The organism is Corynebacterium sp. ACRPH (genome assembly GCF_022347285.1).
In the GTDB taxonomy this organism is placed as follows: domain Bacteria; phylum Actinomycetota; class Actinomycetes; order Mycobacteriales; family Mycobacteriaceae; genus Corynebacterium.
In genome coordinates this window covers 163,214-186,582 of sequence record NZ_JAKRND010000002.1, presented here as the reverse complement: position 1 = coordinate 186,582, position 23,369 = coordinate 163,214, and the positions used below count along the sequence as shown (strand labels likewise).

General features: G+C 60.2%; 17 protein-coding genes and 1 tRNA gene. 12 read left to right on the top strand and 6 right to left on the bottom strand.

Going from position 1 to position 23,369, the window contains the following annotated elements:
• Positions 1-62 precede the first annotated feature (62 nt).
• The 3 genes from MHX66_RS01840 to MHX66_RS01830 all read left to right on the top strand — a co-directional run bounded on the left by MHX66_RS01840 (position 63) and on the right by MHX66_RS01830 (position 1,969).
• Positions 63-1,313 (top strand): DNA polymerase III subunit delta', encoded by a 1,251-nt coding sequence (locus tag MHX66_RS01840; protein ID WP_239199018.1) that lies wholly within the window; start codon positions 63-65, stop codon positions 1,311-1,313.
• Between the two features lie 83 nt (positions 1,314-1,396).
• A tRNA-Thr gene (locus MHX66_RS01835) sits at positions 1,397-1,472 on the top strand.
• 209 nt (positions 1,473-1,681) lie between these two features.
• Positions 1,682-1,969 carry a hypothetical protein gene (locus MHX66_RS01830; RefSeq protein ID WP_239199015.1) on the top strand — a complete coding sequence of 96 codons (288 nt, stop codon included), beginning with the start codon at positions 1,682-1,684 and terminating at the stop codon, positions 1,967-1,969.
• A gap of 58 nt (positions 1,970-2,027) precedes the next feature.
• Here MHX66_RS01830 and MHX66_RS01825 read toward each other — a convergent pair whose 3' ends face one another.
• The 4 genes from MHX66_RS01825 to MHX66_RS01810 all read right to left on the bottom strand — a co-directional run bounded on the left by MHX66_RS01825 (position 2,028) and on the right by MHX66_RS01810 (position 6,924).
• On the bottom strand, positions 2,028-3,008 hold the full coding sequence (locus tag MHX66_RS01825) for a diaminopimelate dehydrogenase (RefSeq protein WP_239199012.1): 981 nt from the start codon (positions 3,006-3,008) through the stop codon (positions 2,028-2,030).
• Between the two features lie 164 nt (positions 3,009-3,172).
• Positions 3,173-4,522, bottom strand: coding sequence for an amino acid permease (locus MHX66_RS01820; protein WP_239199094.1), 1,350 nt, complete (start codon positions 4,520-4,522; stop codon positions 3,173-3,175).
• Between the two features lie 249 nt (positions 4,523-4,771).
• On the bottom strand, positions 4,772-5,482 hold the full coding sequence (locus MHX66_RS01815; RefSeq protein WP_239199009.1) for a response regulator transcription factor: 711 nt from the start codon (positions 5,480-5,482) through the stop codon (positions 4,772-4,774).
• 347 nt (positions 5,483-5,829) lie between these two features.
• The gene (locus MHX66_RS01810; RefSeq protein ID WP_239199006.1) at positions 5,830-6,924 is read right to left on the bottom strand and encodes a histidine kinase dimerization/phosphoacceptor domain-containing protein; all 1,095 of its coding nucleotides are present in this window, start codon (positions 6,922-6,924) and stop codon (positions 5,830-5,832) included.
• 569 nt (positions 6,925-7,493) lie between these two features.
• On the opposite strand from MHX66_RS01810, the gene MHX66_RS01805 reads away from it, so the two are divergent.
• The 8 genes from MHX66_RS01805 to MHX66_RS01770 all read left to right on the top strand — a co-directional run bounded on the left by MHX66_RS01805 (position 7,494) and on the right by MHX66_RS01770 (position 18,400).
• On the top strand, positions 7,494-7,679 hold the full coding sequence (locus MHX66_RS01805) for a lichenicidin alpha family lanthipeptide (RefSeq protein ID WP_239199003.1): 186 nt from the start codon (positions 7,494-7,496) through the stop codon (positions 7,677-7,679).
• 116 nt (positions 7,680-7,795) lie between these two features.
• The gene (locus MHX66_RS01800) at positions 7,796-7,954 is read left to right on the top strand and encodes a class II lanthipeptide, LchA2/BrtA2 family (protein WP_239199000.1); all 159 of its coding nucleotides are present in this window, start codon (positions 7,796-7,798) and stop codon (positions 7,952-7,954) included.
• 82 nt (positions 7,955-8,036) lie between these two features.
• Positions 8,037-8,198, top strand: a complete 162-nt coding sequence (locus MHX66_RS01795; RefSeq protein WP_153245959.1) for a hypothetical protein — start codon at positions 8,037-8,039, stop codon at positions 8,196-8,198.
• Between the two features lie 168 nt (positions 8,199-8,366).
• Positions 8,367-11,294 carry a DUF4135 domain-containing protein gene (locus MHX66_RS01790; protein ID WP_239198997.1) on the top strand — a complete coding sequence of 976 codons (2,928 nt, stop codon included), beginning with the start codon at positions 8,367-8,369 and terminating at the stop codon, positions 11,292-11,294.
• Entirely contained in the window at positions 11,291-13,429 is a 2,139-nt protein-coding gene (locus MHX66_RS01785) for a peptidase domain-containing ABC transporter (protein ID WP_255717075.1), read from the top strand. The genes MHX66_RS01790 and MHX66_RS01785 overlap by 4 nt, the downstream gene beginning before the upstream one ends.
• Positions 13,426-14,421 (top strand): ATP-binding cassette domain-containing protein, encoded by a 996-nt coding sequence (locus MHX66_RS01780; protein ID WP_239198991.1) that lies wholly within the window; start codon positions 13,426-13,428, stop codon positions 14,419-14,421. Before MHX66_RS01785 ends, MHX66_RS01780 begins: the two co-directional genes overlap by 4 nt.
• Positions 14,418-15,308: an ABC transporter permease gene (locus tag MHX66_RS01775; RefSeq protein WP_239198988.1), complete on the top strand. Its 891-nt coding sequence runs from the start codon at positions 14,418-14,420 to the stop codon at positions 15,306-15,308. Before MHX66_RS01780 ends, MHX66_RS01775 begins: the two co-directional genes overlap by 4 nt.
• Entirely contained in the window at positions 15,305-18,400 is a 3,096-nt protein-coding gene (locus tag MHX66_RS01770) for a DUF4135 domain-containing protein (protein ID WP_239198985.1), read from the top strand. The genes MHX66_RS01775 and MHX66_RS01770 overlap by 4 nt, the downstream gene beginning before the upstream one ends.
• Positions 18,401-18,410: 10 nt before the next feature.
• Here the strand turns inward: MHX66_RS01770 and MHX66_RS01765 are convergent, their stop codons facing one another.
• On the bottom strand, positions 18,411-20,588 hold the full coding sequence (locus MHX66_RS01765) for an acyl-CoA dehydrogenase family protein (protein WP_239198982.1): 2,178 nt from the start codon (positions 20,586-20,588) through the stop codon (positions 18,411-18,413).
• 135 nt (positions 20,589-20,723) lie between these two features.
• Between MHX66_RS01765 and MHX66_RS01760 the strand changes: the two genes are divergently transcribed.
• A complete protein-coding gene (locus tag MHX66_RS01760) occupies positions 20,724-22,064 on the top strand; it encodes an MFS transporter (protein WP_239198979.1) in 1,341 nt (446 codons plus the stop codon).
• On the opposite strand, the gene MHX66_RS01755 is transcribed toward MHX66_RS01760, so the two are convergent.
• A complete protein-coding gene (locus tag MHX66_RS01755) occupies positions 22,061-23,353 on the bottom strand; it encodes a hypothetical protein (protein ID WP_239198976.1) in 1,293 nt (430 codons plus the stop codon). The genes MHX66_RS01760 and MHX66_RS01755 overlap by 4 nt on opposite strands.
• Positions 23,354-23,369: the final 16 nt, after the last annotated feature.

The window sequence follows — 23,369 nt, the reverse complement described above, 5'->3', positions numbered from 1 at the left end:
CGCACGTCGTCCCGCGCCGGGTGCGTCTGCCCTGTCCTTGTCGGTAGCTACACTAAGTAACCATGACGGAAACCACGCCGGCCACTACTGCGGCCACTACCCGGGCCACCGCCGCCGAAGACGCGCCGGGGGTTTTCGGGCGCATCACCGCGGAGTCCGTCCGCCGCCCGCTGCAAAGGGCTGTGGAGGATCCGCAGGCGATGACCCACTCGTGGCTGTTTACAGGCCCGCCCGGCTCGGGGCGGTCCATCGCGGCGAAGGTCTTCGCCACCGCGTTGGTGTGCCCGCACGGTGGCTGCGGCGAGTGCGACCAGTGCCGGAGCGCGGCCGCGGGCACGCACCCGGACATCCTGTGGGTCTCCACCACGGGCGTGGTGCTGACGGTCGACGAGATCCGCGGCGCCATCCACGAGGCCGCAAACATGCCTACCGTCGCCCGCTGGCGCGTGGTGGTTGTGGAAGATGCCGACCGTCTGAACGATGCCGCCGCCAACGCTTTGCTGAAGTCCGTTGAGGAGCCGCCCGCCCGCACCGTCTTCCTGCTCTGCGCGCCCTCGACCGACCCTTCGGATATTGCGATCACCCTACGGTCGCGCTGCCGCCACGTTTATGTGCCCACTCCCTCGCCGGCGGCGGTTAAGGGTGTTTTGCTTAGTGACGCCACCTTGGGGCTCAATGAGACGCAAGCCCAATGGGCCGCCGACGTGTCGGCCGGACACATTGGAAGGGCTCGCCACCTAGCCAGCGACGAGGCCGCCCGCACCAAACGTGCCACCGCGCTGAAGCTGCCGCAGCTGGTGTACGAGCCCAATGCGCTGTACCGCTTCACCTCCGAGCTGGTGAAGAAGGCCGAGGAAGAGGCCGCCAGTGAGCTGGAGAAGCTGGATCAGCGGGAGCGTGAGGAACTGGAGAGCAGCCTCGGCGTGGGCGCGAAAGGCAAGGGTACTGCAAAGTCTCAGCGGGGGGCGTCCGGAAGAATGAAAGAGCTAGAAAAAGAGCAGAAGAACCGGCGCACCAGAAGAACCCGCGACTCGCTTGACCTGGCGCTGATCGACATTGCCGGGCTGTACCGCGATGCGATGCTGCAGGCCGCGGGCGCGGTGGATGGCGATGGCGTGCCGGTGGGCGGCCACCAGCACCCGGACATGGCGGCGACGTCGAAGGAACTGGCGCGGCGTAATAGTGCGTCGGCGCTGGTGAGCTGCATCGATGCGGTGATGGAGTGCCGCGAGGTGCTGGGGTACAACGTGCGGCCGGAGGTGGCGCTGGATGCGATGGCCGGGCGCCTGCAGCAGTGCTGCGGGGTGGCCTAGCGGGTATCCGGGCTAACCCCAGATGGCGTTTTGGTGCTCAGGGTTTGCGTCGGCTAGGATAACGCTTCGTACTTAATGTACGCGCCGCTTTAGCTCAGTCGGCAGAGCGTTTCACTCGTAATGAAAAGGTCGCGAGTTCGATTCTCGCAAGCGGCTCCATGTGATGTCCCACAGCATTCTTGACAGTTTGCTGTGGGACATTCTGATTTCTAGCGACTGCTAACGTTTCGCCACTTATAAGCGTTTGGCTAAGCAAAGCACTTCCGAGCTCACGAGTCTGCGTCCAATAGTTCATGGAACCGCACCTGGGGGCAAAGAAGGTTTTTGCACATCTCTACCCGAACTCCTTCAGAAAGGATTCTTCCCCAATGAAGATTCACAAGTCGCTCATCGCCGGCGTTACCGCCGTAACTGTCACCGCAGGTCTCGCCGCACCTGCCCAGGCTGAAAACCACACCCCCACCACCCAAGTACAGGCTGCAGAAACTCCGAACACCAAGTCCCCGCTTGGCTCACTGGACACAATCTTCGAAAACACCCCGGCTTGGCTGAGCGTCCCCCTCTTTGCACCGCTGGGAATCATCTGGGCCGTTATTTACAACCTAGTTGGCGCTCAGAACTCCAAAGCGCCATATTGGGCCGGCAGTCTTTCTTAACCTGGTGACCGGCCAACCTGCGGGAATGCCGGCAGGTTGGCCGGGTTTTGCGTGGGTGCTACAGCTTCTTGGCTACAAGGTAGTCGAGGGGCTCCGCAGACAGCAGGTACGGAGCTACTTCGAAGACCGTGCGGGCGCCCGTCTCGCCAGCCTGTCGCACGCGCCACGCGGCGCGGCCGTAGGCCACCTGCACCGCGGCGGTGAAGTCGGGGTTGCGCTCCAGCTCTAGGCCGAACTCAATCACGTGACCGGAAGTGCCCGCCTGGCCGCGGGTAATCACCTGCCCGCCGTGTGGCATGCCCTGGTGGTCGCGCTCGAACTCAGCTTCGGAGATGAACTCCACGATCGTCTCGTAGGGCGCGAAGTAGTCCGGCATCGTCACGATTGCCTCGCGGATTTGATCCTTCAACTTCTCATCCGCCGCCGCATCGCCGGTTTCCTCAGCCACCACAAAGCAGTGGCGGAGGTGGCACTCCCTGGCCTTCAGGTCCGCGCCCTCACCTCGCTTCACAGCCTCGATAGCTTCCGGATTAGGCTTGGTGTACTGCACGCCCTTGGCTACGCCAGGCACGCGACGCACTGCATCGGAATGCCCCTGCGAGAGTCCCGGGCCCCAGAACGTCATCTGGTCGGCTCCCGGCAGTACCGCGCCGCCGAGCACACGGTTAAAAGAGAAGATGCCCGGATCCCAACCGGTGGAAATCATCGCAATGTTGCCGCCCTCGTGCGCGGACTTATCCATGGTGGCCCGGTAGTTCGGGATTTCGCCGTGGTTGTCGTAGGTATCGACGGTGGTGAAGTGCTTGGCCAATTCAGGAGCCTGCGCTGGCACATCGGTGGCACTGCCGAGGCAAACGAAGAGCACGTCCACTTCGTCCTTGTGCTTTTCAACGTCCGCAGCGGGCAGCACACGAGCCTGCGTGTCTAGGGAGTCGCGGCGCGAGAACACGCCAACGAGTTCCATGTCGGGCTGGTCGGCAATAACCTTCTCAACGCTGCGACCCAGGTTGCCGTAGCCAATGATGGCGGTGCGAATCATGCGGGGGAAGTCCTTTCTAGATGTCCTCATGCGGGTGCGACACCCGCCCGACAGGAAGACGAGGAACCGTAATTGGATACCGTGTTTAGATTGTTTAGATACAGACTATCCTCCTTTCGCTACCTGCCCCTTTAGCCGTGCTGTTGGTGCATCCGCGGTGAGCTCTATTGGAGGGAGGAGGGCAGGGGCAGCTTCTCGAAGGGGCTCAACCCACGGATGGCGGAGTTGGCGAAGCTGGCCACGACCAAGATCACGAACATCGTCGCTGCAGAGAACAGCTGCACCCGGGAACCCGGATCCGTCAGCATCAGCAACGCCAGCCCCGCCAGCACAACCAGCGTGGCGATGGTCAGCCAGGGGTAGCCCCACATGCGAATCGGCAACGCGCCGCCCGCCTGCTGCTCCAGGTGGGGGCGCAGGCGCAGCTGGGAGACCACGATGAACGTCCAAACGATCAGCAGCGATGCACCCGCGGAGTTCAGCATGAACGTCAGCAGCCAGCCGGTATCCAGGTAGTTCAGCACCACCATCACCACCGCCAGAGTGACGGAGAACAAGATCGCCGCCACCGGTACGCCCCGGCTGTCCACGCGGGCGAAAATCTTCGGCGCCTCGTGGCGCTTGGCCAGGGAAAACACCATGCGGCTGGAGGCGTAGATCTGCGCGTTGAAAGCGGAGAGCAGCGCCAGCACAATGATGGCCTCCATGAAGCCGACCACACCCGGAATGCCCGCCAGGTTCAGCACCTGGGTGAAGGGGCTATCGGCCGCGTTCTCTGCCTGCCCCAGCGAAGAATGCGGCAGCAGGAAGGTAATCACCAGCACGGATCCCAGGTAGAACACGGAAATGCGGGTGATGGTGGTGCGCACCGCGTTGACCAGGGAACGCTCCGGGTTTTCGGATTCCGCCGCCGCGATGGCCACGATCTCGATGCCGCCGAAGGCGAAGGCCACGGCCAGAATCGCCGTGGCCACGCCGCCCACGCCGTTGGGCATGAAGCCATCGGCCGTGAACACCTCCGTGCCAATGAACGTGTGCCCCGGCAGCAAGCCGAATATCAGCAGGAAGCCGATGACCAGGAAGGCCACCAGCACGGCCACCTTGATGAAGGCGAACCAGAACTCGAACTCGCCGAAAGCGCTGATCTGCAGCAGGTTCACCACTCCGAAGAAGAGCACGCATACGGCGGCGGGGATCCAGGCGTCAATACCGAACCAAGCCCCCATAAAACTCGCCGCACCAGTAATTTCGGCGCCGAGCACCGCGACGGTGGCGAGCCAGTACATCCAACCCTGCGTGAAACCGGCCCAGCGCCCGATGCCGTGCTCGGCGTATTCGGAGAAAGAGCCGGAGGCGGGGATGACAGTGCCCATCTCGCCCAGCATCTCCATCACCAGGATGGCGATGAGGCCCGCCACGATATAGGCCAGCAGAACGGCCGGGCCGGCGGCCTCGATGCCCACGCCGGTGCCCAGGAACAGCCCGGCGCCGATGGTGGAGCCCAAGCCCATCATCGTGAGATGGCGGACCTTCAGCCCATTGCTTAGCTTGTCATCGCCTAGCTTGTCACTGCCGGTGCGCGAGTTCGCGTGTGAACTGGCGCTATCTGGGGAGGTGGAGGGGGTAGAGCTCATTCCCTAAGAATACGACCTGGCCAAATGCGGCTCTGCCTTGGACTAGCCTTGGACCGGCCTTGAACCAGTCTCGGATCAGACTCGGCGCCACAGAACGCCGGTGTTCGTCCCCCGCGTAAGAGTTTTCGGCTAGTACCCCGCGCGGATTGCGCTGATGGCGAGCCGCAGGCGGGAGTCCACCCCAAAGCGCTTCATTAGCGAGGACACGTGCTTCTTCACGGTCGATTCCGCGTAGAGCGCCTCCTTCGCGATCTCCGCGTTTGAGTGCCCCTGGACCAGCAGTTGGAGGGTGGTACGCTCGCCTTCCGGAATGCTTTTCGGGTCTGGCGCCGCGCCGGGTTGCTCTTGTTTATTTGGTGACGCCGACTTCCGTGCCTGCACAGCTGCCCCACCAACAGAGCGTTCGGGGATAAAGTCCACGAGACGTGAAAGGCATTCGGGGGAGACTGCGGTGCCGCCGTTCATCGCGTCCCGGACGGCTTGAATGAACTGCACTGGGCGGGCACTCTTGACGATGTACCCCGCGCCGCCGCTGGTGAGGATCTCCAGCATCGTTTCGTCGGTGTCCATGGAAGTCATGGCGACGAACACAGGAGGATTGTCCTGGGATTGCAGGGTGCGGAGTAGTTCGATTCCGCCGACCTCGGGCATGTGGATGTCCGCCAACACGAGGTCGAGGTCTCCCCCTAGTCGCTCGATCTGTTCGAGGGCGACGGCGCCGTTCTCGGCTTCGGCTACGATCTCGATGTCTTTGGCGACAGAGAAGTAGTGTTTCAATGCCGTGAGTACGCATGCGTCGTCATCGACTACGAGGATTTGTGTGGGGGAGCTACTTTCCATAATGGGTTACTTGCACCAAACCATTTCTGGGTTTTTGTCGCAGTTGAGGATGTCATACAGCGCGTAAGGGGTAGTCACAGGGGTTTCGATCCTTGGTGCGGGGATGCTCGCAGTGGCATTTGCAGAGGGGGCAAGGGCTGCGACACTTCCACTTACGGCAGTAACGAGAGCGAGTTTAAGGGCCTTCTTCTTACGCATATCTCTTCCAGTTGTGTTTTGTGGTTGATTGTGGTGGTCAGTGCGTCGCGCGTGTTGCGTGACTGCTTTCGACTCTAGGAAAAAAACTCACCGGGTGCGTTGAGGACGGCCGGGTGGTCAGAGAAAGTAGACTTTCGTACCTCCTTTGCTTAGCGAAAACTAGCGCTTAGGCACCATACGCTATGGGGACCGCACTTCTTGTGCCTTATTTCGATCGTGCCCCGAGCTCTAGACGCCCAACGGCGAAGACTGACAAGGCCGAGTTTTGAGGACATCAGGGATGATTGATTTTCGGATTCTCCGGCTCCTTCCTTGGCGAGGTTCCAAATTCCAACAGTGTGCGGTTTTGTCTCCTTATCGATGGAGACAATGATTGGGGAACCTGGCTCAGCGTATTTGATGATGTTGGTTGCCCCCTCCAGGAGTAGCCGGTGGATGAGCGTGCGCTGGCGCATTCCCTGGGGGAGGTTTCTTGCATATTCCTTCTGGCTGATGCCGTTGGGAAAGGCATCAGTGTCTGCTGGTGAAAGTGTCGACGGAGGTGAGGTAGAGGGGGTATGCAGGTGGGGCAGCATTGCATCCGGGGGGACGCCCAGAGTAAAGAACACCCGAAAGCCGTGCTGACTGATTCTTTCGCGGAACTCCTCCAAGGAATCGGCAACAGCGGGTGCCTCACCGCTGGAGAGGGCCCAGTCTGTCGATTGGAGCAGATCGAGTAGCTTTCGGCTTTGCACCATGGCTTCTCGGCTGCTGTCCGCAATCGTTTCGAGGTTATTGCGCAGGGATTCTTTGTCCAGGAGTTCGTTGCTTGTACCCTCGTCCGCTTCTGTATCGAGCTGGAGACGCATGGTTTCGGAGCGCAGTACAACGGAAGTTAGGGGGCCGGTCACAGAATCGTGGAGAGTGGTAGCGAGCTCCTGGCGGCGTTGCTTTAGCTCTCTCTGCCAGTCTGCGGCCAATTGGTGCCGCCTGCGTTCCTGGAATCCGAATGCCCAACCAGAAAAGGAGCCAATGAGTAGGAGGATGGACCACATCAGAAGCGCAGAGGGGTCGATACTGGTGACCAAACCCTCAGGTGATTCGACGTCTGGATCGAGTAGCCCCAGAGCCAATGTGCCAAGAGTCACTGCAATGGTGGGCAGGAGTTCACCAGCAAAGGCGATGACGCCACAGAATACGGGTGCCAAAAAGATAAAGGCGGGAAATTCCTCCACTCCAGAGAAGATCGCCAGAGTAAAGGTCACTAGGAAGAGCAGGGTTGCTAGACGTGGAAATCGCAGCCCGAGGGCAACGAATACACAGAGGCTAAGCGAAATCAGAATTAACTCGGTGGAGTAAGCATCAGGGGCGAGAGCAAGGTTCAGCCCGATAGCTACTGCGCATAAGAGAAACACCAGCAAGGGAGCTCTGACGTCGCGGTTGCGGGGCCCGAGTCGAGTAGAAGAAGTCACGGGACCAGTAGCCACGCGGCTAAGAAAAGGGGTTCTTCCAGGTGTTTTTCCGTTTTTAAGCACAGGTACCTTCGGCTGCCAAGAACTGAACTTTGCAATCTACTTTGGACTACATCAAGTCTACTTTCGTACCGGAACACTTGTTTGGTCTTTCCTGGAATTGCCTGTGATGCAACCATGGGAATCGAGGAACAACGGCATGAAAAACATGACGTTAGCGAGAATTCGAAGCTTGTTAAGTACGTCGAAAACCGCGGATACTTCGGCTTTCTTGAGGAGACAGAAAACTCGCATCCTCAGCATCACCGAAGCGTGACCAGCCGGTCATGTAAGAACACAACACTCTCGAAGGAGAAACACCAATGGCTCTTGGAACGCATGAGCGCACCACTGCAATTGTCGAAGACCGAGCCCTGCTGGAGCTGGATCTGGAGCTCGATGCGCAGATCTTGACTGATCGCTCCCTGCAGATGGGCATCAGCGATGCTCTGGGCAATGACGGCAAGTACTGCACCCTGTCTGTCGAGTGCATGCCTACTTGCAGCTAGGGCTGCCTTCCTAACCTCACCCTACATCCACGGTTCAGTGCTACAGCGTCAACACAACTATTGAAAGAACACCACCTTGCTGTAGCTACACCAATCTCAGTAAAGGAGAAAACACCATGTCCAACTTTGTCAACCACTACAACAACGACGAGATCCGCAACATGATCAACGACGAGCAGGATGTCGACGGCGGCGTTGCCCCGGCGATCGTTACGGCGACGATCGGCGCTTCCGTTGCACTGTGCCCCACCACTAAGTGCTCCAGTGCTTGCTAAAGCTCACTAAACCGACGAGAAACGCTAGCTGGCCTTGGATCGGATAAGCACCCTTCTTGAGGCTAGTGGAAAGGATTAAAGAATGTCTAAATACACTACTGAAGAATGGGCTTACCCGTTTGTCGGGATGGTGTTCGGCATCGCTGCCGGAGTCACTATGGACAACATGCTCGTTGGAGCTGCGCTTGCCATAATCTTCTCCTTCGTTGGCTATGCGATCGCCCACCGTTCTAAGGACGATTAGCAAAAATCTCTGGACATCGTGGTTGTTAGCGAATCATAGCTTCAGCCATGGTGTCTTTTTTAATACTCATTAGTTTTATTTATTCGCCTTCTGCTGACGCCATAATTCACCACTTTTACTGAACTTTCATATTCATCACATTTACTGCACCGCAAAGGTAGGGGACTAATGTCTGAATCTCCATGTTCGCAATCTGACTTTTCTACTTATCTGACCCCCTTTATAGAAAACTTCCGTACCCAGCTCTTAGAAGACACCGTCGGAGGTGATGCACCCCTTTTTAAGAGCTATGCGGACGCAGCCTCGGTCGTTGATTCCGCCTGCGAGTGGTTGGACAAACGAGTGCGCTGGGCAAGCCAGCGCTGTCTTATCGCGGCGTTTCATATGTGGCGCGAGGGCACTGATTATGTTGCGACCCCAGACTCTTCCGAAGCGCTGGAGAAGTTCTGCAGCCTTCTGCGCGCCCCCCGGCATCGTAAGGCACTAGTGGATGCTCAGTTTCCACTGCTCGCAAAGCGGCTGGAGCATATTGTCCGTTCCGCACTGCGCTCGATCCTAGAATGCCTGCGCCGCTTTGAGCAAGATCGCAACCACATTCCAGAGTATTTGAATCTGGAAGTGGATACGCCGGTAGTGGGCATAGAACTGCACGATGAAGAGACCCATAACGAAGGGCGTTCGGTTACTTTCCTCACTCTGGCGGGAAGAAACTCGTCCGAAGGCGCAGGTACCAGAAAGCTCGTATACAAGCCTCGCAGTGGACAGGGTGAACTAGTCATCGACCGTGTGTGCCAGATGCTTGGTGCAGGCCGATTCGAACATGTCCCGGCCACCTGGGACCGAGGTGATTACTGCTGGCAGGATTTTGTAGATGAGTGCGAAGCCGACCAGTTCGACTCGCAGCACTTCTTTAAGAGCGCTGGGAGGTTGGTGGTTGCCACTCACGTCCTGGGAACGACGGATTTACACAATGACAACGTGCGGTGCAGCGCCAGCAGCACGCCAGTGATCATCGACGGGGAAACCGCAGTGCAGTTGCGTGCCCCGGAGGGCGTGGAGGTTGATGCAACCGACATCCTTTCTTCCGGACTGATCCCGAGCGCACAACAAGCACTAACGGGGTGGAGGAACTTCGCCGGGCTGGGTTTGACCACAGATGAGAAGCCGACCCATATCGTTTTCGAGACTGTCAATGCTGGAACAGATGCAATTGCCTTCGAACGTAGTGAAGAGCTCTTGCCGGAGTCGACGGTTCTGCCACGCAAGATCGTCACCGCTGACGAAAAGGCGCAAGCATTCCAGCTCCTCATTGCCGAAGTGGAAAGCACACGAGATCGGTTGCTGCGCCTAGAGGGGCGCGAAGCCGAGGAGCTGTGTCAGGCACTAGAGGAGATTCAGACATCCTTGAGGTGGCGTCAGGTCATTCGTGCGACCAGTGGGTACCAGGCGATACTAGACGCCACGCTGATGCCCGAGGCGACTACCGGCAAGGATGATCCGGCGGCGATGCTCAGCTCGGGTCCTAGCCGGTTTAACAGCCCGCGCTTGATTGGAGGCGTGGAGGTTCAGCAGATTGCTGATCTAGACATTCCATATTTCCAAGCAGACATCGAAGGGCGACTTTGGGCGCGCAGATCCAGTGTCAACTCCGCTGACAATGCCGACGACACGGTGGCAACGGAGGACCCATGGGTTCACATTGCCGACCAAGGTTTTTCGGAGAGGCTTTCCCGCCCGACCGAGAGGCTCGCCGACTTCCTGTCGGCGGACGGAGAAAGACAGATTGGCGTGCTTCGCACCAACGCGGAGATGATCGTCGGAAAGGCGTGGAGCGGGCACGAAACTCTCGCCATCAGTCGGTCTGCCACGTTGTCTACGGCAAACTCTACGACAAACGCCTGGGGAGCCCCGAAAGAAAGAACATGCCGACCCGAGCAAAAACTCTTCGCGTACCTGCAGAGTCAGGAAACCGGGATGCTGGAAACACGGCGCTGGCTATGCCACACCATTGCCGATAACGGTGTGCGGTACATGCTGGAAAGCCCTTCCATGTTCTACTCTGACGGAACCGCATGGGCGCTTGGCCTTGAACGACGCTGCGGACAGCCTCTAGAGCACACCCTGCTGGAGATGCTTACGAAGCATGAGGCTAACCCTCACGTGTGGGCCGCCTTCGGGCAAGGAACCACCCTCTTGGCTACTGGGCTCATCGAGAACCTCAACCACGATGAGAAACGCCAGGTTTTTGACTCCCTAGGGGCGTCACTAGAAAAGGCGCTGGAGGATAGCAACGAAGACCAACTGGGGGACTTCTTCGGCGGCTGGCTCGCTCCATTGGTGTTCCTCTCGAAGCAGTCCTCGAGTACCCGAAATATTGCGTTGTGCGACCTTCGGCTCGTACGCACTCTGGACGAGGCAGAGTCGCGCTTGCTGCATCGAATGGAGGCGGAAAGCGATTCGGCGGAACTAGGACTCGCTCACGGCTTGGCCGGCACGCTCCTCGCAGTTAGTAACATGCGACGCCTCACGGGATCCGCAGCGGACAGTGCTGCAACTGTGCGCGTGCAAACAGAACACGAGCTCGCCCGGTGTATCGCTTCCCAAGCTGCTTTGATCTTGGGTGATGGTGGCGTCGATAAACCTTTGGCGTTGTGTAACGGAGCCAGCGGCATGATGCTGAGCCTCTTGCACAGCGGATTCAGAGACATCGGGGAAGAGCTCTGGTTCGAATACCGGAACAGCATGGAAGATCGGATCGCTCAGCTCGGAACCGACGAAACCAACGCACACGATATTTCCTTGTGCCACGGGCTGGCCGGTGAGCTACTCACCCTGCGCCACGCCGAACGTCACTTAGGCGATGAGGCAAACAGGGTTGCCGCGCGCGAATTGCTCGAAGATCTGGCACGCCTCACTGAGAACGTTGTTTTCGCAGGTCGAGGATACTGCGGTTATTCCAATAACAGGCGGGACATGGGCTTCCTCAACGGCTACGGAGGCCTATTCCACGCTCTGTACCCCGGGTACACGCCTGAACGTTCACATCACACAGAAACATCACCGGTTCCGGCATTCGTCGGGGGGAGGACCTCATGAGGTACAGGATCTATCAGCAATCTCGAAGCGCAGAATGCGGGTTGGCTTGCTGTGCCATGCTGCTTCGCCGTTGTGGGGTTGACGCGACACTCAACGAGTTGCGCGAAAAGTATGTTGTTTCCCGCGATGGCCTTAGCAGCAAGGAAGTCCGCCTCATCCTGATGGATTTCGAGGTGCCCAGTATCCAGTGCACCGGCGGCATCGAGGAGATGCGGGAGAACCTAAACTCCGGAGCGCAAATACTAACCCACCTCGACGGGGATCACTTTTGCCTCGTCGAGAAGATCACCCAGGGCACAGTTCGGTTGGCCGACCCGGGCGCAGGGCGCCATGACATTCCGCTTAGCGAGTTCTTGGAAAGGCAGGGTGCGTTCTACTGGACTATCCCAGATGCGACTGGGGTCAAGGCTTCACTGACACGTGCTGGCCTTGGTGTCAGCGAACTGAGGCGTTCCCCTTCGCTCAGCGTGATTGGGAAGGCCGTGAGTGCCAATAAGGCACTCCTCGGTGCAGCTTTGCTGCTTAGCGCCTTCCTCATGGGGATGGCTTCGAGCGCGCCTATGCTCACCAGCAAGATCATCGATTCGTTGAGCGGTAACGATGGCGGGATCTCACCGGGAACAGAGGCCTTTCTGCTCATCGGGGTAGTTGCTACGGCCTACCTCGCAGTCTCCATTGCTCGCACCTGGATGGAGTCCCGCCTGGTCAAGGCAATCGATTCCAGGTTGTCAACCGAGTCGTATCAGAAGCTTCTTACGGCTCGGCTTGAGTACCTCAGTTCGCACTCACCCGGAGAAATGCTCTATAGCCTGAACTCGGCGCCGATCATCACCATGACTCTGGCCTCGCATGGCACCACGGTGATCTTTAATGGCCTGCTTGTCGTGACGATGCTGGTGATTGTGACCTACATGTGGACGGTCATCGGCTTGATGTTCATGGCGGTTGCAGCTGTCTTGCTGGCCATCTTCGCAGTGACGTTCTCGCGAACTTCGCAGTACAGCCGAGACGCTGTGCTGACGGGGGCGAAGGGTTCGGCCAAGCAGCTGGAATCTATCGTTTCTATGACGCCCATCCGTATCAGCGCCGCTGAGGGGCACTTTTATGACGAGTGGAGCACGACTAACGGGCAGCGCCTTGAAGCGAGCTATCGCCGCAGCCTTTGGTCGGGATATACCACAGCGCTCACTGGCGCTTTGACCGTGTTCGGCCCGCTGCTGCCGATTGTTATCGCGCTATCAGTGGGATCGGAGGCGACGACCATCGGTACCGTGGTTGCCTCCAGCGGACTGTTCTCCATTCTCATCAGTAACCTCACGCAGGCGTTTACTGCGTTATCCGGGCTATCGGAACTGCGGGCGTCTATCACTCGAGTCGACGATGTGCTTTCCGCACCTCAGGAGACCTTTGGCGATCAAGAGGCGACGGACGAGAATACGATCGCCGCACGCGACTTGAGCTACCGCTACCCCGGTGCTCGGAAAGATGTATTCACCGGCCTCAACTTTGAGATTCGCTCCGGCGCAAACACGGCTTTGGTTGGCCCTTCCGGTTGCGGCAAGTCCACCCTGGCCAGGATGCTGTGTGGCTTGACTTCACCGTCGACGGGATCACTCACGATCGGCGGAGTGCCGGCGAACGAGATGGAGCCGAAGCAGCGTGCCCGCATCATTGGTTTCGTCCCCCAGGAGACACACATGGTCTCCGGGTCGATTAGGGAAAACGTGGCCTTTGGCCGGGACATTGCTGACGGCACTATCGTCGAAGCACTCCGCGATACGGAGATGCTGGAGACTGTCCGCGCCCTACCCCTGGGGCTGAGCACCCCGGTAGGGGAGATGGGCTCCGCCTTTTCGGGTGGCCAGCGCCAGCGGTTGGCCCTCGCCCGCGCACTCGCTGCAGCACCGCGAATCCTCATTCTCGACGAAGCGACGAGCGCCATCGACGTGCAGACCGAAAAGAAAGTCATGGGCGCCATCCGTCGCAGAGGCATCACCGTCATCAGTATCGCGCACCGACCGACTGCCATGGAGGAATCCGATCAGGTCTTCAGGCTTCATCCGGACCGGCTAGAGGTCGAAAAGATCACCCCTCAAAACACACTCCACACAACGAGGAGCTTGGTTAATTCATGACCACCAACGCAGTAATCCAGAATCCCTTCACCACCAACCACAACGAAGACTCAGTTCGCCCAGCAAATGCGGTTATCGAGGTATCAAAACTCAGCCTCAAATTGGGTACCAAGAAGGTGTTGAATAACCTCACCTTCCACGTGCCGCGGGGCAGAGTTACCCTCCTGGCCGGCCCCAACGGCGCCGGTAAATCCAGCGCCCTGCAGACCATCTGCGGCTTGAACCAACCCACCAGCGGCGAGGCCCTAATTAACGGCCGTGTTTACGCCGAATTACCGGAACCCTCTCAGACTGTAGGGGCGTTGTTGGGCGCAGAGTGGCTAGACCCGGCCTTGAGCGCCCGGGCAAACCTCCGCATCCTCAGCCAGCTTGCGGGGTTGCCGGACTCGAGGGTCGACGAAAGCCTTAGTAAGTGCGGAATCTTCAGTGTCGCTGACCAAAAGGTCGGGGAGTTCTCTCTCGGCATGCGTCAACGTTGCGGCATCGCCGTAGCAATGCTTCACGATCCTAAGGTGTTGATTCTCGACGAGCCGGTAAACGGCCTGGATCCGAACGGAATGACATGGTTGCGCGGATTTATTCGCGAGCACACCGAAAATGGCGGCACCACCCTGCTGTCCAGCCACTTCCTCTCTGATTCTGAGCGGCTCGCCGAGCACCTCGTCATTATGGGCAAAGGGGAAACCCTTTGGGAGGGGGAGCTCGATGAACTAACGCATCGGGGTACCGCGTGCACGCTGTTTCGCTCCACCGATGATGAGGCGGTTGTCGCTGAGTTGTGGCGTCACCACCAAAAACAACAAAACAAACAATCGCAGCAGTGGCTAGACCCCGTCACCGTCAACCGCGCCATTCGTGTAGCGGCGACACCGCTGGAGGTATCGGCCGCAGCCCGCTCGGTAGGAGTCGACCTGCTGCATCTCGAGGAAAACAGTGGTTCTCTCGAAGAAGAGTTCCACCGCATCACAGAAGGAGCTGTGGAATTCAAATGAGCACCCCAACGATTGATCGCACAAAACAGCAGACCAGTGGAACAAAGGCGGGAGCACCGCGCCAAACCGAACAACCAAGCGTCGTTACACGCTTCAAGCGGGCACTGCGCGCCGAACTTACCCAACTCAAGGAAGGGCGAACTGGCCATACGATCATGGCACTCGTGGCCGTTGCTTCCGTAGCCTGGTCGTGTTTCTTTACTTTCCTGATCCTGAAGTACGGCGATGGCGGGCAAACGGTGCCTTCCGCCCGGATGCCCGTAGCAGGAGTTTTCCAGGTGGGTGTCTACGGACTCCTAGTGTGGACCTGCTGGCAGTTCCTGCGGGAGGAATCCACTCGACAGTCCAAACTCAAGGCTCTGATGATGCCCACTAGGGCCTTGACCTGGGGTGCGAAGTTGTGTTGGACGATGCTGACAGCCGTGGTCGCTTTCCTAGTTACCGGAGTTCTATCGACTGTCGTCACCCTGGCCGTAACAAAGCTGATGGGGCTTGAGATTTCCGAAGTTATCGGTGCGCCCGTCGAATATGCAGCATTGGCCGCTCAGACTGTTTTGCTGGCTGTAGGCACAGTCTTCTTCGCCGCAGCGCTGTCCATTGCGATCCGCGCCATGGGCTACGCCATTGCCGTCACCCTGGGCTGGCTCATGCTTTTCGAAGGAATGATTGATGGCTCTGATCCGGCCCAGCGCGTGATGCATTCGCTGCTTCCCTTCGCCAATGGCACCCGTTCCTACGAACAGGTCGACCCCAGCCAGTTCCTATGGAGCCCTGCGTTCAGCGTGGTGTACTTCCTCGGGGTAACAGCAGGGTTGTTTATCCTGACGCTCGCCTATGCCAGCCGAAGGTCGGGTGCAGGTGCGCGTTCTAAGGAGGCGACGCCATGAGTATCGCTTTAACTAAGTCCGCAGCTATTCGGGACAAGCTCCGCAAACGCATTGTCCAGCACAGCTGGATTAGTGAAGACGAAGTGAACGTGGCTGTGCAGGCGGCACACCATGCGCTTCTTAATCGCTACCCGCGGGAGATGGTGCTGGAGCTTTCGCAGAATATCTGTGATGCCGTTGCTGACCTGCAGGATCTTCGATTTTCCGGGGAAGCCGTAGACGTCACGCAATTCTCGCAGTACATCTTCCCGGCGTTCCGCCGACTGGTTGGGATGCCTTCTGAGACCAGTTGGCCGTGCTCAGAACCCTTCAAAGATGCGGTAGTCGAACAGTGGACCCAGGAGGCCGCACGGATCGCTGGCCGCTGGCTGCAGGAACAACTCATCAGCGGTGAACGGTTGAAAGCCAACCCTGAATCCGCCGTGGCGATTCGCCTAGCCTGGGCGCTTAAGCGCACCGCGATTGCGTTCGCTGAGGCGGAGCAGCACCTGCGAGAAGACGAACTCAAGCTCCTGGCTGCGGGAGTTGTGCGTGCAAGCCACGCCGTAAAACCAAGCACCGAGCGGTTGTCGGAAGCAGTGACAGAAGTGATAGGTGGCCTTGGTGATCCCCACTGCGGGCACCACACGGTGTTGCGCATCGACTTCACAGAAGGCCGCCGCGTAATCTACCGACCTCGCGCCATGGATAGTGATGCTGCGATGATGCAGATCACCGACCGGCTGGGGTTCCCTCGTGCACCACGGTGCATAACCTCTGCAGATCACGGCTGGTCGGAGTACATCACGGACGTGGAAGAAAGCGAACGTCCGGCAGTAGCGTACTGGCACGCGGCTGGTCAGTGGCTAGCCCTTGGGCATGTCTTGGCCGGTACGGACTTCCATTTCGGCAACTTCCTGGCTGCTGAAGGGCTGCCCACCCTGATCGATATGGAAACGCTGTTTCAGCCCGAGTTGGGTCTGTGGGAAACACAGAACGAGCAGCGCTTCAACCAGACAGTCCTGCGCGTCGGGTTGCTGCCGCACCGCATCGGAAAAGGAGCGGACTCGGTGGAAACCGGGTTGATCCGCCAGCGCACGGCTAAAGGAGCGAAGTTCCCCTTTCCGGTTCCCCGCGTAACCGTAGGGAAGGATGGCAAGCGACGTTTTGAAATGGTCTCCACGATGCCTGAAGAGGATCCGGCGGGGTTGTACATGGATCGCGATGACGCCACGGTCGACGAGGTGCGGTTGGCTGTTCGCCAGGGTTTTGACGCCGGCATTCGAGCCCTCGCAGACTCCAGCGACACTGTGGAGCGGATTGTGGCCGAGCACTCCCAAATCCGGAGCCGTGTGATCCTCACTCCGACTTATCGCTACGCACATGTGCGTAACGTTGCGACGAACCCACACATTGTTGATGATCCGGAACTGGTTGCGTGGGCGAATGCCCAGATTCTCTTGTGGGGCGATAAGCAGCTGTGGGAAGCGGAGATGCGCGCATTGGCGGAAGATGATTACCCAGCCTTTAGCGTTGCCCGCGATTCCATGGAGATCAGGAGCCTGGATGGCAGTGCCCTGGGGAGCGCCCCTCTGGGCGTTGGGGACAAGGCGGAAGCCGATTCGGCGCATGCCAAAATCGTGCGCAGTCCTGCTGCGGTGGTTCAGTACAACCTGCGAGCTTTGCGAGCCAAGAGCGAAGGAGAACTAGAGCAGGCGGTGGCCGACCAGCTGAAGTGGATCGATGCTAGCTTTATCGGCCGTTACCAGCAGAATCGTTTCAACGCGCCAGAGGAATACGCAAGCACAATCGGAACTCCACTCGAGTTGCTTGAGCAGGTTGCCGACTTCCTTGTGCAGCGGGCAGGCTACAACCCGGAATCGATTTTCGGCACCGACTTCCTCGCTTCGACGGTTGGGGAGGACTTCGACCGCAATTGGCAGCCAGGTGCCAGTTCTGACCAGTTTTATGGCGGGGCAGCGGGCAGCCTTTACTTCCTTGCTTGCCTGGTCAGCGCTGCAGATCAGGGAAGAATCCCTGCCGAGACGTGCGACGTTACAGCGGTTCGAGAACTTCTGGAGCGCGCTGTGTCCAGCCTCGGTGAACAATTTGGTGGGACCGGAGGCATGCCTTTGGTCGTACCCTGGGAGCACACGCCTTCCGGATGGAGCTCGGGGACTATGGGGCAGTTGCTGGCTCTGGCGCAGTGCCGTGCCAGTGCCACGCCGCCCAGCGACGAAGCTATTCCCAACCTCATCTCCCAAGCAGCAAGAGACCTGCGAGACAACTGGGCGGGGTTGAGCGAAGAGGAGATCGCCGAGCTTACTGTGAGCGACCTGGAAGTCATCAACGGGCTGGCAGGCAACATTCGCGTCCTCAGTTGTCTTGCTGAGGTGGGAGGGAAAGAGGACTACCCCAACATCAGTTCGGCAATAGCCGCTGGCACGCAGGTATTGGAAACGTGGTTGAGCCTCCAGCCTTGGAATGACGACGACTTCTGCGGCTATGCACACGGTCTCGCGGGAATCGTGGATACCTACCTAGGCGTCGGCGGTAACCCCCATATCGCCCGCCCAGCTGTACAGCACATCGTGGATTTCTTGCAGCGGAGCGAACCCGATAGCATCGCCGCCGGTTGGTGCCACGGAGCGACGGGTTATGGGCTGCTCGCCGTAACTCTTATGCGCTCCGTGGACACTGAACTGCGCACCAGCGCTCAACAGGTGTTGCAGCTCATCGCCCCAGAGCTGTTGAAGGAGCGCGACCACTTGGGGCTATCCGCTTGTCACGGCAGCATCGGTGTACTCGAAGCAGTTGCACTGCTGGAGGAAGCTTCAGCAGATACCGGAGTGGAACTGCCCTGGGAGCCCGGTTGGCTAATGGCTGCCCAGCGCGATCTGGTTGAGAAAACTCTGCCTGCAGACATGGCAGGCGCCAACACCAAGGAGACGTTCTCGGGCTCTTTGATGTGCGGGATGGCCGGAATCGGCCAATACCTCTTGGGACTGAGCGCGGACGGCTTCGCCGACGCGCTTGGCGAAGAGGCAACTAGTGGCGTCACAAATTTCCTGGGCAGGGCACCGCGCCTCGTCGCCGCACCGTGGCACGGGTAGCCGGAACCAGCTACCCTGCCTGCCCCGCGGCCGGATCCGACTCGTACTTGGGAACCATCGCCTCGTAGCCCTCCATCAGCTTCAGGTCCGTGATGTGGTCCGGAATGCCGAAAGCGTCCACCAGCGTCTGCGACCAGGGCCCCAGGGAATCTACAAGGTCGTTCAGCGCGGCGCGGGCGGCCTTGGTGCGGGTACCCGTCAGCAGGTTTTGCTCCAGGTACCAGCTGGCGTTGTCCACGATGCAGCTGAGGAAGTACACCAGGCGCACCTGCTCCAGAACGCGCTGCGCGTTCTCTGAATCCAGCTTGGACTCGGCCTCCACGAAGGCCTCGAAGATGATGCGATCGACGTGCGCCCAGCCGACGGCCAGCAGGTGATCCTGCGCGCGATCGACTACCTTCGCCGCTTCGTCCACATCCATCTTGCGGGCGGGGCGCAGGCGGCGGGCGAGGGAGCGCATCAGGCGATCCTCCCGTTCGCTGAGCAGGTTGATCTGGTAGGCCGGGTCGAACAGCGAGGTCTCCTCGGAGTCGCTGAACGTATCCACCAGGTTCTGGATCAGCGCGTCTGCGGCGGTGCGGCGGCGCAGCAGGTTGCCGAAGCTATCCAGACCGAAGCGCACCATCTCCATCGGGTTCAGGCCGCCGAGCTCCTTGGCGAAGCCCGTCATTAGTTCCTTCGCTGCCAGCTGCATCATCACCACGTTGTCGCCCTCGAAGGTGGTGAACACATCCGAGTCCGCCTTCAGCGTGGTCAGCAGGTTCTCCGCCATGTAGCCCGCGCCGCCGCAGGCCTCGCGGGCCTCCTGGATCGTGTCGGTGGCGTGCGCGGTGTTGGCGGCTTTCAGTGCTGCGGCGTGCGCTTCAACTTCGCGCTGGTCGGCCTGCTGTTCCTTGGTGTATTCGGTCGGTTCCACGCCCCGCTGGTCCAGCTCGTGCACGCGCGCGATCAGCTTGTTCGTGGCGAACTGCAGGCCGTAGGCGCGGGCCACGCGCGGGATGAGGCGCAGGCGGTGCCAACGGTGCTCGATCAGGCGGTTTTCGGGGAGCGAATCGTCGGGAGCGAATTGACGCCGCAGGTTCGCGTACGTCACAGCAATGTCTAGCGCGGTGCGGGCGGCCGCGCCTGCGGCAGCTCCCACGGTCACGCGCCCGCGCACCAGGGCTCCGAGCATCGTGAAGAAGCGGCGGTTCGGGTTTTCGATGGGGGAGGTGTAGTTGCCGGCCTCGTCCACGTCGGCGAAGCGGTTCAGCAGTGCCTCGCGGGGTACGCGGTGGTTATCGAAGCTGATGGTGCCGTTGTCCACGCCCTTCAGCCCGCCCTTGTGGCCGTGGTCACCGATGCGCACGCCGTCGATGGGGGAGCCGTCGTCTTCGCGGATGCGCACCAGCAGGCAGTGCACGCCCTGCGATTCAGCCTGCGCGTCGTCGCCAGCTTCGGTCGCGTTCTCAGCATCGGGGACAATGAGCTGCGCAAACACTGCCGCCCAGCGGCCATCGCGCGCCGCATTGCCGATAAACCACTTCTCGGCGGAGGCGGTGGGGGAGTTGATGATGAACTCCTGCGTCTCCGCGTCGTAAGTCGCCGTGGTCTCCAGCTGCTGCACGTCGGAGCCGTGTCCGCGCTCGGTCATGGCGAAGCAGCCGAGGGCCTCGAGGTTCATCAGCTTCCCCACCATCTCCTGGTGGCGCTCGGTTCCCAGGTTGCCGACGGCGCCGCCGAACAGGCCCCACTGCACTCCGGACTTCACCATGAGCGACAGGTCGGCATGCCCTAGCATCTCGATGGAGGTCAGGCAACGGCCGGTTTCTCCCGTGCCGCCCTGGTCGGCGCGGAAGGCGTGTTTCGGCACCCCGGATTCAAGCACACGCTGCAGGTGCTCGGTGGTGCGGGCACGGGACTGCTCGAGGTCCAGGTCGGTGCGCGGCAGGATGTCTGGGTCTGCCAGCAGGCTGCGGGTTTCCTCGCGTGCTTCCGGGAAGTCGCCGTCGAGGACGGTCTGCAGCGCCTTTGCTATTGACGCCTGCGCTTCAGCGGTTGGAGCCGTGGACAAGGTCTTGGGCGCCGAGGTGGAGCGGCGGAGTTTGTTTCCAGACTTGTCAGCAATTCCATCGGCTGGGCTCGATGTGACCGAGCTATCAGTCGTTGCGGTGTTTTCGGTCGTGTTCTCGGAATTGTTTGGTGACATGAAATTAATGATACGCAAGAGTGTGATCCACAACTCGAAAATTTGCTAATAAATCTATGACTAAATCATTGGGTGGAGCGTAGTAGCTGCAGCGTTGCGTTGGTGGTCTCCTATCGGATGACTAGGCTTGCCCTTATGGCCGAGGACACATTTGACGAGAATCACCGGGAAGTGGATACGCCCGAGCAGAACGCGCAGAGCAAGCAGAATAATGCCGTGCGCAGCCGCAAGGTAGCGCCTTCCACTCGCGGAGCCAAGACCCGCGCGGAGAAGAAGTACTGGATGTTGGTTGCTTTCGCCGTGTTGGCGGTCGCCTACGCGGGCAACGAGTTCACTCCGATGATGGTCTTCTACCGAGGTGAGAACGTCTTTGGGTCTGTCTTCGTCGATGCCCTCCTGGCCTGCTACGCCGCCGGCATCGCGGCGGGCCTGCTGCTGTGCGGCCCGCTTTCGGACCGCTACGGCCGCCGTGTCGTCATGCTTCCCGCCCCGATCATCAGTCTTGTCGGTAGTGTCCTCATCGCCGTCGGTGAAATGAATGAGCCACTGATCTTCACCGGTCGTCTGCTCAGCGGATTTGCCGTCGGCATTGTGATGACCGCAGGCGGTGCATGGATCAAGGAGCTTTCCACCCCATCGTTCGACCCCAGCGCACAGGAGGGGTCTGGGGCTCGCCGCGCAACCATGTCCCTGACCTTGGGATTCGCCGTTGGTGCGGCGCTGGCGGGCGTGCTGGCGGAGTGGGGTCCCGCACCGGGCCAGACTCCCTACATCCTCAGCATCCTGCTGTGCGCCGTGTCCATGATCGGCATCCTCGGTGTGCCGGAGACCCGCCAGAACGCGCACCTCAAGATGGAGGGCTCCTTCTGGTCGGACCTCAAGGTGCCCTCCTTGCGGCACCCGCGCTTTCTCACCGCCGTGGTTCCGATCGCCCCCTGGGTCTTCGGCTGCGCCGGTGTGGCCTATGCGATCATGCCGAGCCTGGCACAGGATCAGGTTCCCTATCCCATCGCCTTCTCGGCTGGCATCACAGCCATCGCGCTGGCCTGTGGCTTTGGCATCCAGCAGGTTTCCACCAAGTACATCAACCCGAATAACTCCCAGGCCCAGCAGATCGGCCTGGTGCTGGTGATTATCGGCATGGTCGTTGCAGCTTGGACCGCTCACGTCGGCTCGCTGGCCGGAACGGTCGCAGTCGGCCTCATCCTGGGCACCGGCTATGGCGTATGCCTAATCACCGGCCTGACGGAGGTTCAGCGCATCGCCAGCGCCGACGACCTCGGCGGACTGACTGCCTTCTTCTACACGATCACCTACATCGGATTCTTCTTCCCGATGATCCTTTCGCGCCTGAAGGATTGGTTCACCTACACCGAGATGTTGGGCTTCGGTGCGGTCGTTGCCTTTATCGGTCTTATTGTGGTGACGCTGACTTCCAAGAAGTTCATTCCCACCCCGGAGCAGCAGCGGAACTAGGCTTCGGTTTTCCTTGTCTGGGCGGGGGCGTGGGCGGTGCTTTGGGCAGCAAGCGCGAGCACGCCCAGCTGCACCGCCGCACCCACACTCGGGCCGACTGCCAGCGCCCAGATGGCGCGCGTATCGGGGGAATAGTCAAGCATGAGCGCCGCCGTGGACAGGACAATCGCAATCAGCCACCCGGCCGTGTAGAGGTTGTGGCGATCCGCCGCGAGCGCTGCCGAGCCGCTGATCATTAGGATGGCCGTCGCTCCGGAGACGAGCGTGAGCCATCCGAGGGTGGCGGGGGAGGAGATCACGGCGGCGTCAAAAAATAGCCCCATCAGTGGCGCGGCGAGGAAGTAGGCGGCGATACCTCCGATGGCCGCGACGGCTCCCACCGCGGTGATGGGCAGCGCGGCGGCGCGCAGGACGCGCTCGCGGTGTTTCGTGAAGTGCACGATAAGCGCAGGCTGGAAGCGCTGGAGTGGTACTAGGATCGGCGCGCGCGTGAGCGTGATCGCGGTGATGGTGGCGGCGAGCGCACCAGGGCCGACGTCCGCGTCCGAGGTGTAGCGTAGCAGCACGCTGAAACCGGTGATCATCACGGCGTTCGCGCCCGAGGCGACCATGGCCTTGACCGTGCGCGAGAGGAACGGGCGGGTGGGCACGTCCGCCCGGTCGCGCAGGGTGGCTCTAGCAGCGGGGGAGCAGGCGAGAATCAGCAGCCAAGTGGCCGCGCCAATCACCGTGACGAACAGGTAGGCCAGCAGCTGCCAGCCCAGAGCCCACGCGACGACGGCCAGCGCCAGCCGCACCCCGGAATCGATGGCCATCAGCCAGGCGAAGCTCGGCCACGAGTGGTTGGCGGACAGCAGGCCGCAGACCGTCGCTTGGAACGTATAACAGGCCAGGCCGATGGCTATGAGCACCAGCCCCCACCCGGTCAGTCCAGGCACGAGCTGGCCGATCCACAACGGTCCAGTGACGAGCGCTATCAGACCGATAGCCAGGGCGATGTAGCTTGTCAGGGCGAACGGGCGCGGGGTGCCTGCCCGCGCAGTGTCAGCCCGCAACGTGCCAGCCTGCGCAGTGTCAGTCTGCGGGGCGCCCACCACTGCGCGCCGGGTGGAGACGGCCCGGGCGGTCTCCTGCATCAGCCCGTCCAGCACGCCCGTCATCGCGAAGAACAGCGACCAGTAGACCATGAAGTCTTCGTACCCGGCGGTGGTCAGCCCCTTATTGGCAACCCAAATCACCAGGTAACCGGCGATGGCCACGAAGACTGTGGCGAGCGATATGGCGCGCATTAGTTAACCCGTCCGA

Excerpts from the sequence above, each read along its gene's own strand:
- MHX66_RS01840 (WP_239199018.1), top strand. The coding sequence starts at position 63 with ATGACGGAAACCACGCCGGCCACTACTGCGGCCACTACCCGGGCCACC.
- MHX66_RS01830 (WP_239199015.1), top strand. The coding sequence starts at position 1,682 with ATGAAGATTCACAAGTCGCTCATCGCCGGCGTTACCGCCGTAACTGTC.
- MHX66_RS01825 (WP_239199012.1), bottom strand. The coding sequence starts at position 3,008 with ATGATTCGCACCGCCATCATTGGCTACGGCAACCTGGGTCGCAGCGTT.
- MHX66_RS01820 (WP_239199094.1), bottom strand. The coding sequence starts at position 4,522 with ATGATGGGCTTGGGCTCCACCATCGGCGCCGGGCTGTTCCTGGGCACC.
- MHX66_RS01815 (WP_239199009.1), bottom strand. The coding sequence starts at position 5,482 with ATGGAAAGTAGCTCCCCCACACAAATCCTCGTAGTCGATGACGACGCA.
- MHX66_RS01805 (WP_239199003.1), top strand. The coding sequence starts at position 7,494 with ATGGCTCTTGGAACGCATGAGCGCACCACTGCAATTGTCGAAGACCGA.
- MHX66_RS01800 (WP_239199000.1), top strand. The coding sequence starts at position 7,796 with ATGTCCAACTTTGTCAACCACTACAACAACGACGAGATCCGCAACATG.
- MHX66_RS01795 (WP_153245959.1), top strand. The coding sequence starts at position 8,037 with ATGTCTAAATACACTACTGAAGAATGGGCTTACCCGTTTGTCGGGATG.
- MHX66_RS01790 (WP_239198997.1), top strand. The coding sequence starts at position 8,367 with ATGTCTGAATCTCCATGTTCGCAATCTGACTTTTCTACTTATCTGACC.
- MHX66_RS01785 (WP_255717075.1), top strand. The coding sequence starts at position 11,291 with ATGAGGTACAGGATCTATCAGCAATCTCGAAGCGCAGAATGCGGGTTG.
- MHX66_RS01780 (WP_239198991.1), top strand. The coding sequence starts at position 13,426 with ATGACCACCAACGCAGTAATCCAGAATCCCTTCACCACCAACCACAAC.
- MHX66_RS01775 (WP_239198988.1), top strand. The coding sequence starts at position 14,418 with ATGAGCACCCCAACGATTGATCGCACAAAACAGCAGACCAGTGGAACA.
- MHX66_RS01770 (WP_239198985.1), top strand. The coding sequence starts at position 15,305 with ATGAGTATCGCTTTAACTAAGTCCGCAGCTATTCGGGACAAGCTCCGC.
- MHX66_RS01765 (WP_239198982.1), bottom strand. The coding sequence starts at position 20,588 with ATGTCACCAAACAATTCCGAGAACACGACCGAAAACACCGCAACGACT.
- MHX66_RS01760 (WP_239198979.1), top strand. The coding sequence starts at position 20,724 with ATGGCCGAGGACACATTTGACGAGAATCACCGGGAAGTGGATACGCCC.
- MHX66_RS01755 (WP_239198976.1), bottom strand. The coding sequence starts at position 23,353 with ATGCGCGCCATATCGCTCGCCACAGTCTTCGTGGCCATCGCCGGTTAC.